Raw genomic sequence first — 12,717 nt, 5'->3', positions numbered from 1 at the left:
CCCCAAGACGAGCCTCACTTGCTGGTGCAGGCCATCACCGCAGGCCTGCCCGACCCGGACGACCCCAACCACACGCCGGCCCTGGCCCTCATGCAAACCATGCTCGACGCCATGCCGCGCGACATGCAGCAAGACGCCGCCCGCCACCTGCGCCACACCCTGGACCACGGCTTGCCAGCCAGTGCCCAGGCCATGCTGGGCGAACAGGCCGAAAGCACCGCGCGCCTGCTCACCGGCATGCAGACCCAACTGCAGCAACAGGAAAAAGAGCGGCAACAGCGCATCGCGATTCACCACTACCACTGCGACCACCTGGGCACGCCCATGGCGCTGACGGACCAGACCGGCCAGGTGGCCTGGGCCGCGAAGCTGGACCCCTGGGGCAATGTGCTGCAGGAGTACAACCCGCAGGGCATGCACCAGGCGATCCGGCTGCCGGGGCAGCACCATGACAGGGAAACGGGGCTGTATTACAACCGGCATCGGTATTACGATCCGGTGGTGGGGGGGTATGTGAATCAGGATCCGATTGGGTTGGCAGGTGGGGTCAATAAGAATATTTATGTCAAAAATCCAAACAAAGGCATAGATCCACTAGGTTTGATGGAAGAGCTGAGTCATATATGGAATATCGGGCCATGGGATGCTCTTAGTACAAGATCTGATAATAAAGATGCCCTGTCTACAGCTCAGAGAAAATTTCCAAGAAATGAGTTGCACAATGGAAAGGGCGATGCGTTCCGTCATTGTTATTGGTCTTGCATTATGAGCTTAAGGATGGGGGTAGACCAGGCGAAATCTGTTGGCGATACTCACGAGGAGTATGGAACAAAAGCAGGTCAAGCAAAAAAGGAGGAAATAATGGATTTGCACAACAATCAAAAAGGCAGAAATTGCTCGCTATCTTCAAAAACAAAAAATGACTGTGAAAATAATTGCCAAGATAGTCTTGATGATGGCAGTCTATGGTTTATAGATAAAGATTCTGGCGCGCTCACTACAAGCCAAGATTGGCAAATTCCATGAAAATTAAATTAACAGCAATTATTATTATTGTTATTATTTCAATAATATTGAGTTGGTATTTTTTCTTAAAAAAAGATGATTTTAGTTATTCTATAAATAGAGATTACGATTTTGTTTGCATATTTCCACCATATACGCCAAAATTATTTGTTCTTGAGGATTTGAGGAAATATTCAAATAATATAAAAGATAATATAAAATATAAAGAATCAATGGACGACGGAATTTTTACTTATTTCTTTATGAAAAATAATGAAATAATTTCTTCTGGGGAAGAAATGGTGATAAATAATTCGATGGGTAAATATGGGTGTTTTGGTAAATAAAATATTACCATGATTTAATATTCCGTGGGATAAAGACTAGTGCCAAGTGGCATAGATTTTTCTTGGCTAATGCACTCATGCAGTTAAGCGAGACTTTTGATATTGCATCTATGCTAAGGTGGGTGTGCACGTCGATCTATAACATTTCAGCAGGCCGATAACAGCGCTATCCACCACTACCACTGCCATTGCGACCACTCGGGCACACCAATCGCCCTGACCGACCCCAGACAGGCCAGGTGGCCTGGGCTGCCAAGCTGGATCCCTGGGGCAATGTGCTGCAGGAGTACAACCCGCGGGGCATCCATCAGGCGATCCGGCTGCCGGGGCAGCACCATGACAGGGAAACGGGGCTGTATTACAACCGGCATCGGTATTACGATCCGGTGGTGGGGAGTTATATCAATCAGGATCCGATTGGTTTTATGGGTGGGACTAACCCCTACGGATATGTTAGAAATTCGCCTGTTAATTTGGCCGACCCGCTTGGTATTGAGCCAGGAACAATGGCGCAACGGGGCTATTTAAGCAAAAATAGAAAGAGCTACCCCGGATTGCTAGGCGAAGACAGTAACGGAGTAATGCTTTTTGATGAAGGCAACAACGACTTTCACAGTTGCAACACGAGGAATTCTTGCAAGAAGAGTACAAGTGGCTGCACTCTTAAAAACGTATCCGAAGGACTAATGCGTTATCCAGCTCCAGGTGCAAAAGGGGAGCCTATACAAAACGGCCAGCGCGGTTTCGCAATTCCTGTGGGCCCCGTGAGCTATGTAGTTAATTCAGATCGTACAATGGTCGTTAACGTTACGGAAAATTCGCACCTACTCTACCCAGGAATAGTACGCCGTTGGGTCTCAGAAAGCGCAACTGAGGTGACAGTGCATACGTTCGGGGAAGGTGTTGGTCCTATGGGTGGAATAAACAGTGCACTTGCAGACACACTTTGGGGCCAAGTTGATAAAAATGTCTTCGAATATGCGGAAAGCTGCAAATGATTAAGTTAATACAGCCAAGCATCGTTTCATCTGTAATTATTGGATTTCTCTTTACGGGGTTAATGACGGATAAAGATTATAAATCGCTTTATGTTTATTTTTTCTTATTCGTTTTTCTAATTTCGCTGCCTCTTAATTTTTTGTTTCAATTATTTCTTGTGCATTTAAAAACAAATACGGCATATTTTTCTATTTCTGTATCTCTGCAACTATTGGGGCACTTGCAGTCATCATAACTAAGAAATTATTTTTCAATTTATCCTTGACAATTGATCTTCTCGATTTTTATTATCTGATATTTGGTTTTTTTGCTGGCATCATTTCGTCTATGATTTTTGTCATATTTGAAATAAAAAATAAACCAATTTGAATGTGCCAGATGGGCGATTTTATGCTCAGCGCCATGCGCACAGCCTGCAGCCCAGCGCCCAGGCGATCCTAGGCGAACAGGCCGAGGGGGCCACACGCCTACTGAGCGGCATGCAGGCAAAACTGCAGGAACAGGAACGGCAACAGCGCATCGCCATCCCACTACCACTGCGACCCACTGGGCACGCCAATGGCCCTGACGGACCAGACCGGCCAGGTGGCCTGGGCCGCAAAGCTGGACCCCTGGGGCAATGTGCTGCAGGAGTACAACCCGCAAGGCATCCACCAGGCGATGCGGCTGCCGGGGCAGGCTCAAGACGCCGCCGCTGCTCGTTTAAATAGAACAAGGTATTGATTATGGTAGATTATTCCCTTATCAAAAATATTGCTTTTGGCATAAAAAAATATGTAGAAAAACAGGAGATTCTACATCTTTCTTTCATCAGAGCCCATAGTGATCTTGTGAAGCTATCAAATATAGAATTTCTTCCTCGCAGTGGATTTATTTTTGATGAAGAAATGAATAAATGGGAATTTAAAAAGCATGGGTGTGGTTATGAATTCTCTCATGAAGGTACGGCTATTGATATAAATGATTATTTCCTGTCAAATGGAGATTTTTTTAGCGCAAATAGATTATTCTTCTATTTCGAATCGATTAAATTTAATTTCAAAAACCAAGATACAGACGATGCGATTAAATCTGCCTTGATTTATTTGGAATCTACAGGAGAGATCGTGAAGGTGCTGCCAACGGGGTATTATAAGTTCCTTTTATCTTAATGCTGCCATTAATTTAATTATTAATCTAGTTAATAAATGGTATAAAATCTTATTGATTTTATAAAGTGCATAACACGCTCCAGGGCTACTCACAATCGGCGGGTAACAGGATAGGAAGATATTGAGATGCCTCGCTTGAAATATCCTGAAATGAGGATGGAATTGCTCGGATATTTGAGGAAACTCAAGGATTTGAAGTATCAAATGAAAGCCTGGGTGAATCAGGATTTTCCTGCAGCCGTTCAATACGACCATCTTGATTTGGCCATACTTTTCATTTTTGACGATACGGATCTTGGTAGTGATGTTCGTATGGCGATCGGTGAAATTCTTCTCGATGAGCAGGAGGCAGCACTGATGGGCAGTTGGTGGATGCCATCAATGCCGTCCTTGAGGCGTACGGCACGGACATGCCGGACAGCTTCTACATACAAGTTGCCGAATGGACGAGGGTGGTGGCCTGTGCCGAAAGGGCGTTCGATTGTCTGGAGGGGCGCCACGCCGCTGGTTGCCCCGAGCCGCTGTATTGACACGGGCATGCCTGCCAGCCGACTGGCCGGGGCAAGGCCATGGCTGATCGTGATGTCCAGTCGATGGTGAAGAGTACCGTAGCGTTGCCAGGTTCGTGGAACAACAAGATGTTTTCCACCGGTAGCCCGCCCCAAACCTGCCGGACAATCCATGGAAACCAAGGCACCGTTCCATGACAACTTCAACCCCCCTTCCCGAACCCGAATTGAGGGCCTTCGCCGCAGCGGCGGCCGAGCAGCAGCGATGCACGGACTGCGCTGTGCTGTGGAGGCCGGGCTGGGAGTCCTTGTCGGGGGCGGACAAGACTTCGCATCTGCAGCAGGTTGGTGCGCTGGGCACGCCGGAGACACGGGAATTGCTTGAGGAATACCACCCACAGGGCACGAACCAGTGGTCGCCGGATGCCCCCATCGCCCTGGGCTGGCACCCGTACAACCGCTGCACGCTTTGGCGCTGCCACCATTGCAATGCCGCCTTTCTGCGCTACACGGAGTACGGAGGCTACTACCAGGACGATCGCATCCGCCCGCTGCTGGCGCATCTGATCGTCACGCCCGAGCAGGGCCGCGTCTGAGCGGCGCTGCTCGGCCGGCTCAGGTCCAGTCAAAGGTGAACAGCACCGTACGGCTTTCCGGCTCGTAGAACAGCAGGATGCTGTCCGCGCCCGTGGCGCACCAGTTGTAGCCGGCCACGTTGGCCACGTGGAAGAAGGGCTTGCCGTCGCGGGTGATGCGGATGCCGTCGTCTTCCAGTTCATCGCCCATGCCGGCGTTTTCCGCTTCGTCCAGCTGGAAGGCCGGGGGAATGGGCGGGTGGCCGGTCCAGTTGCCGTACCAGATTCCGCCGCCCAGGCTGTCCAGGTAGTCGTGCTCCATGGGCTCGCCCTTGCCGTAGCGCGAGTAGCTGGCCAGGCGGCCGTGCTCGGCGTAGTAGGCACTGGCCTTGGCGTGGCTGGCCAGCATTTCGTCGGTGTGCTCGCAGGCGAAGGCGTCCTTGGTGAACTGGCCACCATGCTGCGGCGCGCGCTGGAAGAAGCCTTCGTTGCCCAGGAAGCGGTAGCGGTTGTCGGGCGTCAGTTCCAGCGCAAACCAGTTGGGGGCGGTGAAGGCGTTGTGGTGGGCTTCGGTCTCATCGCCTATGCAGCCCTCGAAGGGCTCGACGGGGCACAGCATGTGGACCACGGTGCCGGCCAGTTCGGGCCGCACCAGGCCCAGGTCGATGGAGATCAGCGGCAGCAGGTGCTCGGCCAGCCAGGGCTGGTCGGCCACGAAGATGTCGGCGGCGGCGGGAAAGGGGCTGAGGCCCGGCTTCAGTTCGCGGACTTCGGTTTGCTGGGTCAAGAGGGACTCCTGGGTGAGGGGATGGTGGTGCCGGGGGTGATCTCGAAGATGTCCTGGTCCGATGCGGCCGCGCTCTCGTGGTAGATGTCGTAGAGGTACTGCGCCAGTTCGGCGTGGGTGACATCGCAGGGAATGGCCAGCAGGGCGGGGGCGCGCTTGCCGTCGGCGCCGACGTTGAAGCAGCGCCACTGGGCCTGCGCGCGTTCGATGGCGATGATGCGGCCGAAGACATTGAACCGGTATTTTTCCAAGGGAGATCCTCCTGGCGATCCGGCATCGTAGCGGCTGTCGGGGGGCTCATGCGTGTTCTCCCTAGGTTCGTGCCGGCGTTTCGTCTATATATTTCAAACCTAAACTATTCAGGCTTAAAGTTCTTGGGCCTGGATTCTGAACCTGGGGCGTCCTGTGCCGTCGCCCTGCGAGAAAAGGGTTTGCGGTATGAAGATCGTCTGTATCGGTGGAGGTCCCGCCGGCCTGTACTTCGGCCTGCTGATGAAGCTGCAGGACCCCGCCAACGAGGTCACGGTGGTGGAGCGCAACCGGCCCTACGACACCTTTGGCTGGGGCGTGGTGTTCTCGGACGCCACCATGGACAACCTGCGCGAGGCCGATCCGGTGTCGGCCCGCACGATTGGTGACGCCTTCAACCACTGGGACGATATCGACATCCACTTCAAGGGCCGCAGCCTGCGCAGCAGCGGCCACGGCTTCATCGGCATAGGCCGCAAGAAGCTGCTCAACATCCTGCAGGCGCGCTGCGAGGACGTGGGCGTGAAGCTGGTGTTCGAGAACTTCGTGCAGGACGACCAGGCGATGGCGCGCGAGTACGACGCCGACCTGGTCATCGCCTCGGACGGCATCAACAGCCAGGTGCGCACGCGCTATGCCGATACCTTTCGGCCCGATATCGACCAGCGCCGCTGCCGCTTCGTGTGGCTGGGCACGACCAAGGTGTTCGATGCCTTCACCTTCGCCTTCGTGCAGACCGAGCACGGCTGGTTCCAGGCCCATGCCTACCGCTACGAAGACGGCATGTCCACCTTCATCGTGGAGACGCCCGAGGAGACCTGGCAGGCCGCCGGCATCGAGCAGATGAGCCAGGAAGAGGGCATTGCCTATTGCGAGAAGCTGTTCGCCCCCTGGCTGGACGGCCATGCCCTGGTCAGCAATGCCACGCACCTGCGCGGCTCGGCCATCTGGATCCGCTTTCCGCGCGTGATCTGCAATACCTGGGTGCACTGGAACGCGCTGGACACGCCGCGCGGCCCGCGCAGCGTGCCCGTGGTGCTGATGGGCGATGCGGCGCACACGGCGCATTTCTCGATTGGCTCGGGCACCAAGCTGGCGCTGGAGGATGCGATCGAGCTGGCGCGCAGCCTGCGGTCTGCGGGGGACATCGAGGCCGGGCTGCGCCACTACGAGGAGGTGCGCAGCGTGGAGGTGCTCAAGATCCAGAACGCGGCGCGCAATTCCACGGAGTGGTTCGAGAACGTGGAGCGCTATGCGGGACTGGAGCCGGAGCAGTTCGCCTATTCGCTGCTGACGCGCTCGCAGCGCATCTCGCACGAGAACCTGCGCCTGCGCGATGCCGCCTGGCTGCAGGGCTTCGAGCGCTGGATTGCCGAGCATGCGGGCGAGACCGTGCCCGAAGGCCGCCGCCCGCCCATGCCCATGCTCACGCCCTACCAGGCGCGCGGCCTGCGGCTGAAGAACCGCATCGTGGTCTCGCCCATGGCCATGTATTCCTGCACCGACGGCGTGCCTGGCGACTTCCACCTGGTGCACCTGGGCGCGCGTGCCATGGGCGGCGCGGGCCTGGTGATGGTGGAGATGACCTGCACCTCGCCCGACGCGCGCATCACGCCCGGCTGCCCCGGGCTGTGGAACGACGAGCAGGCGCAGGCCTTTGGGCGAATTGTCGACTTCGTGCACGCGCAGGGCGGTGCGCACATTGGCGTGCAGCTGGGGCATGCGGGGCGCAAGGGATCGACCCAGCTGGGCTGGCAAAAGATCGACCATCCGCTGGAGCAGGGCAACTGGCCGCTGCTGTCGGCATCGGCCCTGCCCTATATCGAGGGACTCTCACAAGTGCCCGCCGCCATGACCCGCGCCGACATGGATCGCGTGCGCGAGGACTTCGTGGCCGCCACGCGGCGCGCCACGGCAGCGGGCTTTGACTGGCTGGAGCTGCACTGCGCCCACGGCTACCTGCTGTCCAGCTTCATCTCGCCGCTGACCAACCGGCGCGATGACGAATATGGCGGCAGCCTGGACAACCGCCTGCGCTTTCCGCTGGAGGTGTTCGAGGCGGTGCGTGCAGCCTGGCCGCAGGACAAGCCCATGTCGGTGCGCATCTCGGCCCATGACTGGGTGGAGGGCGGCATCACGCCCGACGATGCGGTGGAGATCGCACGCCGCTTCAAGGCGGCGGGCGCCGACATGATCGACTGCTCCTCGGGCCAGGTCAGCCCCGATCAGAAGCCGGTGTACGGCCGCATGTACCAGACGCCGTTTGCCGACCGTGTCCGCAACGAAGCCGGCATACCGACCATTGCTGTGGGCGCCATCTTCGAGGCCGACCATGCCAACGCCATCATCGCCTCGGGCCGGGCCGACCTGTGCGCGCTGGCGCGTCCTCACCTGGCCGATGCCGCCTGGACGCTGCGCGAGGCTGCGCGCCTCGGTGCGCAGGATGTGGATTGGCCGAGCCAGTACCAGCCCGGCAAACGCCAGTTGGAAACCAACTTCGAACGCGCCGCCGCCATGGCGCAGTTGGACCTCAAATGACTCCAAGTTCACAAGCCCTGGAAGGGCGCCATACCCTGGTGACGGGCGGGGCGCGCGGCATAGGCCTGGCCTGTGCGCGGGCGCTGCTGGCGCGCGGCGCGCGGGTCACGCTGCTGGGACGCGATGGTGCGGCGCTGGAGGCTGCCGTGCGCGAGCTGGGCGGCACGGCACAGGCAGCACAGATGGTGCAGTCCGTGCAGGCGGATATTGCCGACGAGGCCTCGGTGCGCCAGGCCTTCGCGCAGTCCGAGGCGGCCTTCGGCCCCGTGCAGGTGCTGGTCAACAACGCGGGCCAGGCCAGCAGCCAGAAGTTCGAGCGCACCGACGCCGCACTGTGGCAGTCGATGCTCGCCGTCAATCTCACAGGCACCTTCCACTGCATGCAGGCCGCGCTGCCGGGCATGCTGGCTGCGCGCTGGGGCCGCATCATCAATGTGGCCAGCACGGCAGGGCTGATCGGCTATGCCTATGTCAGCGCCTATTGCGCGGCCAAGCATGGCGTGATCGGCCTCACGCGCTCGCTGGCGCTGGAGACCGCAGGCAAGGGCGTGACGGTGAACGCGGTCTGCCCCGGCTATACCGAGACCGACATCGTGCGCGGCGCCGTGGCCAACATCGTGGACAAGACCGGCATGACGGCGGATGAGGCCCGCGCCAGGCTGGCCGAACGCAACCCGCAGGGCCGCCTGGTCCAGCCCGAGGAAGTGGCCGAGACCGTGGCCTGGCTGGCCCTGCCGGCATCGGCCTCGGTCAACGGCCAGTCCATTGCCGTCGACGGCGGCGAGGTGATGACCGGCTGAACCCGGTCCACTCCCGTTTTCTGAATTCTTGATGGAGACACCATGAGCACCCAGCCCGAAGAACACAGCATGAAGCACCACAAGCGCCCCCTGGCCGGCTACGAGGCCAGGACCTTTGTGTGGCAGGTATCGGCCGACGGCAAGATCGGCACCATCACCCTGAACCGGCCCGAGCGCAAGAACCCGCTGACCTTCGGCTCCTACGCCGAGCTGCGCGACCTGTTCCGCGCCCTGGTCTATGCCACCGACATCAAGGCCGTGGTGGTCACGGGCGCGGGCGGCAATTTCTGCTCGGGCGGCGATGTGCACGAGATCATCGGCCCGCTCACCAAGATGAGCATGCCCGAGCTGCTGGACTTCACGCGCATGACGGGCGACCTGATCAAGGCCATGCGCGCCTGTCCGCAGCCCATCGTGGCGGCGGTGGACGGCATCTGCGCGGGCGCGGGTGCCATGGTGGCACTGGCGGCCGACATGCGCCTGGGCACGCCGGCCGCGCGCACGGCGTTTCTCTTCACCCGCGTGGGCCTGGCCGGCGCCGATATGGGCGCCTGCACGCTGCTGCCGCGCATGATCGGACAGGGCCGCGCCTCCGAGCTGCTGTACACGGGCCGCGCCATGACGGCCGAGGAGGGCGCTGCCTGGGGCTTCTTCAATGCCTTGCATGGCGCCGAACAGATCGGCGAAGCCGCCCATGCGCTGGCCGCCCAGCTGGCCGCCGGCCCCACCTTTGCCCATGGCGTGACCAAGAAGCTGCTGCACCAGGAATGGAACATGGGCGTGGACGAGGCCATCGAGGCCGAAGCCGAGGCCCAGGCCATCTGCATGCAGACGCGCGACTTCCACCGCGCCTACGAGGCCTTCGTGGCCAAGCAAAAGCCTGTCTTTGAAGGAAACTGAAAATGCGTGATTCCTCCTGGCTGGACTGGCCCTTCTTCGACGACGCCCACCGCACGCTGGCGCATGAGGCCGATGCCTGGTGCGCCCAATCCCTGGGCGATGTGGACCACCACGATGCCGATGCGGCCTGCCGCCAACTGGTGAAGGCCCTGGGCCAGGCCGGCTGGCTGCGCTATGCCGTGCCGTCCGGCCCCGGCGGCGCCTGGGGCGGGGCCTTGCCCGAGGTGGACTCGCGTGCGGTCTGCATCCTGCGCGAGACCCTGGCCCGCCATGAAGGCCTGGCCGACTTCGCCTTTGCCATGCAGGGCCTGGGCAGCGGTGCGATATCGCTCATGGGGTCGGATGCGCTGCGCCAGCGCTACCTGCCGCGCGTGGCGCGCGGCGAGGCCATTGCGGCCTTTGCGCTGTCCGAGCCCGATGCGGGCTCCGACGTGGCCGCCATGGCCTGCGAGGCGCGGCTCGAAGGCGACCACTATGTGCTCAACGGCGCCAAGACCTGGATCTCCAACGGCGGCATTGCCGACTTCTACTGCGTGTTCGCCCGCACGGGCGAGGCGCCTGGGGCGCGCGGCATCAGCGCCTTCGTGGTCGATGCGGACACGACGGGCTTTTCGATCGGCGAGCGCATCGAACTGATCGCGCCGCACCCGCTGGCCACCATCCGTTTCGACAACTGCCGCATACCCGTGTCGCAGCGCCTGGGCGAGCCGGGGCAGGGCTTCAAGCTGGCCATGATGACGCTGGACATCTTCCGCGCCTCGGTGGCCGCCGCCGCACTGGGCTTTGCGCGCCGCGCGCTGGACGAAGGCCTGGCACGCGCGAAGTCGCGCCGCATGTTCGGCCAGACCCTGGGCGACCTGCAGCTGACCCAGGCCGCGCTGGGCGACATGGACACGGCCATCGACGCATCGGCCCTGCTGACCTACCGCGCCGCCTGGATGCGCGATGTGAAGAAGACGCGCACCACGCGCGAGGCGGCCATGGCCAAGATGACGGCCACCGAATCGGCCCAGGCCGTGATCGACCGCGCGCTGCAGATGTTCGGCGGGGCGGGCGTGGTCTCGGGCATGCCGGTGGAGACGCTGTACCGCGAGATCCGCGCGCTGCGCATCTACGAGGGCGCGACCGAGGTGCAGAAACTCATCATCGCGCGCGAGCTGCTCAAGGCCTGAGCGGCAGGCTGCCCATTCAACGCAAAGCCAGGGAACATCGCATGCAAGCCTCCGCCCACATCGATACTTTCGCCCGGGACAACCTGCCGCCGCCCGACCAATGGCCCGAGTTCCTGCTCGACGGGCCGGACGTGGCCTATCCCGAACGCCTGAACTGCGCGGCCGAACTGGTCGATGCCATGGTGGCGCGCGGCCAGGGCGGCCGCGTGGCTCTGCGCTGGAGGCAGGGCGCGGACCAGGCCGCCATGACCTATGCCGAACTGCAGGCGCTGACCAACCGCATCGCCCATGTGCTGGTGGAAGACCTGCAGCTGGTGCCCGGCAACCGGCTGCTGCTGCGCGGCCCCAACAACGCCATGATGGCCGCGTCCTGGCTGGCCGCCATCAAGGCCGGGCTGGTGACGGTGCCCACCATGCCGCTGCTGCGTGCCAAGGAGCTGCAGCAGATCATCGCCAAGGCCCAGGTGCAGGCCGTGCTGTGCGATGTGCGCCTCAAGGACGAGGTGCAGCTGTGCCTGCAGCCCGGCCATGAACACCATTGCCCGGACCTTTCGCGCGTGCTGTATTTCAACGACAGCGCAGCCGATGCGCTGGACGCCCTGGCCGCAGCCAAGCCCGACACCTTCGCCTGCTGCGACACGGCGGCAGACGATGTCTGCCTGATCGCCTTCACCAGCGGCACTACGGGCGCGCCCAAGGGCTGCATGCATTTCCACCGCGACGTGCTGGCCATGTGCGACCTGTTCCCGCGCCATGTGATCCGGCCGGGCCCGGACGACATCTTCTGCGGCACGCCGCCGCTGGCCTTCACCTTTGGCCTCGGCGGGCTGCTGTGCTTTCCGCTGCGCGTGGGCGCCAGCACCGTGCTAGCCGAAAAGCTCACGCCCGAAGGGCTGCTGCAACTGGTGCAGGATTTCCGCGCCACCATCGTCTTCACCGCACCCACCTTCTACCGGCAGATGGCGGCGCAGGCAGCGCGCTTCGATCTGTCGTCGCTCAGGAAAAGCGTGTCGGCGGGCGAGGCCCTGCCCGACGCCACGCGCCAGCTGTGGAAGCAGGCCACGGGCATCGAGATGATCGACGGCATCGGCGGCACCGAGCTCATCCACGTGTTTGTGTCCAGCCCGCCCGAGGAGGTGCGCGAGGGCGCCATCGGCAAGGTCGTGCCCGGCTACGTGGCCCAGGTGGTGGACGACGACATGCAGCCCGTGCCCGACGGCACGCCCGGCCGCCTGGCCATCAAGGGGCCGACCGGCTGCCGGTATCTTGCCGACGAGCGCCAGAAGCGCTTTGTGCAAAACGGCTGGAACCTGCCCGGCGACACCTTTGTGCGCGACGCCGACGGCTATCTGTTCTATCAGGCGCGCAATGACGACATGATCATCTCGGCCGGCTACAACATCGCCGGCCCCGAGGTGGAGGATGCGCTGCTGCGCCACGAGGCCGTGGCTGAATGCGGCGTGATCGGCGCGGCAGACGACGAGCGCGGCCAGGTGGTCAAGGCCTTTGTGGTGCTCAAGCCCGGCTTTGCGGCCGGCGACGACATGGCCGCCACGCTGCAGGCCTTCGTCAAGGCCAGCATTGCGCCCTACAAGTACCCGCGCGCCATTGTCTTCGTGCCGGCCCTGCCGCGCACCGAGACCGGCAAGCTGCAGCGATTCGTGCTGCGCAAGATGCCGTGAGCG

Annotated in this window: 12 protein-coding genes and 2 pseudogenes; 12 read left to right on the top strand and 2 right to left on the bottom strand. The window is 60.7% G+C overall.

All coding sequences use genetic code 11. From position 1 onward, the window contains the following. From ACM14_RS32675 to ACM14_RS25830, 7 genes and pseudogenes are all read left to right on the top strand, one after another. The coding region (locus ACM14_RS32675; protein ID WP_302621877.1) for an RHS repeat-associated core domain-containing protein at positions 1-1,026 on the top strand (1,026 nt) is incomplete at its 5' end. Then, on the top strand, positions 1,023-1,352 hold the full coding sequence (locus ACM14_RS31830; RefSeq protein WP_139093500.1) for a hypothetical protein: 330 nt from the start codon (positions 1,023-1,025) through the stop codon (positions 1,350-1,352). The genes ACM14_RS32675 and ACM14_RS31830, both read left to right, overlap by 4 nt. Positions 1,353-1,517: 165 nt before the next feature. Further along, a pseudogene (locus ACM14_RS32670) lies at positions 1,518-2,350 on the top strand (RHS repeat-associated core domain-containing protein); the annotation flags it as partial. Positions 2,351-2,758: 408 nt separating this feature from the next. Then, positions 2,759-3,029: pseudogene (locus ACM14_RS32545) on the top strand (RHS domain-containing protein); the annotation flags it as partial. A gap of 47 nt (positions 3,030-3,076) precedes the next feature. Then, complete coding sequence (locus ACM14_RS31820; RefSeq protein ID WP_139093499.1) at positions 3,077-3,502, top strand: hypothetical protein; 426 nt, start codon at positions 3,077-3,079, stop codon at positions 3,500-3,502. 135 nt (positions 3,503-3,637) lie between these two features. Next, the gene (locus ACM14_RS25835) at positions 3,638-4,102 is read left to right on the top strand and encodes a hypothetical protein (protein WP_254662138.1); all 465 of its coding nucleotides are present in this window, start codon (positions 3,638-3,640) and stop codon (positions 4,100-4,102) included. A 103-nt stretch (positions 4,103-4,205) separates the two neighbouring features. Beyond that, positions 4,206-4,607 carry a hypothetical protein gene (locus ACM14_RS25830; RefSeq protein WP_065347749.1) on the top strand — a complete coding sequence of 134 codons (402 nt, stop codon included), beginning with the start codon at positions 4,206-4,208 and terminating at the stop codon, positions 4,605-4,607. Positions 4,608-4,626: 19 nt separating this feature from the next. On the opposite strand, the gene ACM14_RS25825 is transcribed toward ACM14_RS25830, so the two are convergent. Together ACM14_RS25825 and ACM14_RS25820 are read right to left on the bottom strand one after the other, a co-directional pair. Then, positions 4,627-5,373 carry an enolase gene (locus ACM14_RS25825; protein WP_065347748.1) on the bottom strand — a complete coding sequence of 249 codons (747 nt, stop codon included), beginning with the start codon at positions 5,371-5,373 and terminating at the stop codon, positions 4,627-4,629. Then, entirely contained in the window at positions 5,370-5,624 is a 255-nt protein-coding gene (locus ACM14_RS25820) for a hypothetical protein (RefSeq protein WP_063325682.1), read from the bottom strand. The genes ACM14_RS25825 and ACM14_RS25820 overlap by 4 nt, the downstream gene beginning before the upstream one ends. Before the next feature lie 187 nt (positions 5,625-5,811). Between ACM14_RS25820 and ACM14_RS25815 the strand changes: the two genes are divergently transcribed. The 5 genes from ACM14_RS25815 to ACM14_RS25795 are packed head-to-tail and all read left to right on the top strand — an operon-like array spanning position 5,812 to position 12,714. Then, a complete protein-coding gene (locus ACM14_RS25815; RefSeq protein WP_065347747.1) occupies positions 5,812-8,160 on the top strand; it encodes a bifunctional salicylyl-CoA 5-hydroxylase/oxidoreductase in 2,349 nt (782 codons plus the stop codon). Beyond that, positions 8,157-8,960: an SDR family NAD(P)-dependent oxidoreductase gene (locus ACM14_RS25810; protein ID WP_065347746.1), complete on the top strand. Its 804-nt coding sequence runs from the start codon at positions 8,157-8,159 to the stop codon at positions 8,958-8,960. Before ACM14_RS25815 ends, ACM14_RS25810 begins: the two co-directional genes overlap by 4 nt. Positions 8,961-9,002: 42 nt before the next feature. Next, positions 9,003-9,860, top strand: a complete 858-nt coding sequence (locus ACM14_RS25805) for an enoyl-CoA hydratase family protein (protein WP_012206272.1) — start codon at positions 9,003-9,005, stop codon at positions 9,858-9,860. A 2-nt stretch (positions 9,861-9,862) separates the two neighbouring features. Further along, positions 9,863-11,032, top strand: a complete 1,170-nt coding sequence (locus tag ACM14_RS25800; protein ID WP_065347745.1) for an acyl-CoA dehydrogenase family protein — start codon at positions 9,863-9,865, stop codon at positions 11,030-11,032. 41 nt (positions 11,033-11,073) lie between these two features. Next, positions 11,074-12,714 (top strand): AMP-binding protein, encoded by a 1,641-nt coding sequence (locus tag ACM14_RS25795; RefSeq protein WP_065347744.1) that lies wholly within the window; start codon positions 11,074-11,076, stop codon positions 12,712-12,714. The last annotated feature ends 3 nt before the right edge of the window (positions 12,715-12,717 follow it).

The sequence above is a fragment of the Delftia sp. JD2 genome (assembly GCF_001682645.1).
GTDB lineage: Bacteria > Pseudomonadota > Gammaproteobacteria > Burkholderiales > Burkholderiaceae_C > Comamonas > Comamonas acidovorans.
Note: the sequence above shows the minus strand (reverse complement) of the source record. Positions and strands in the feature narration are given on the sequence as shown.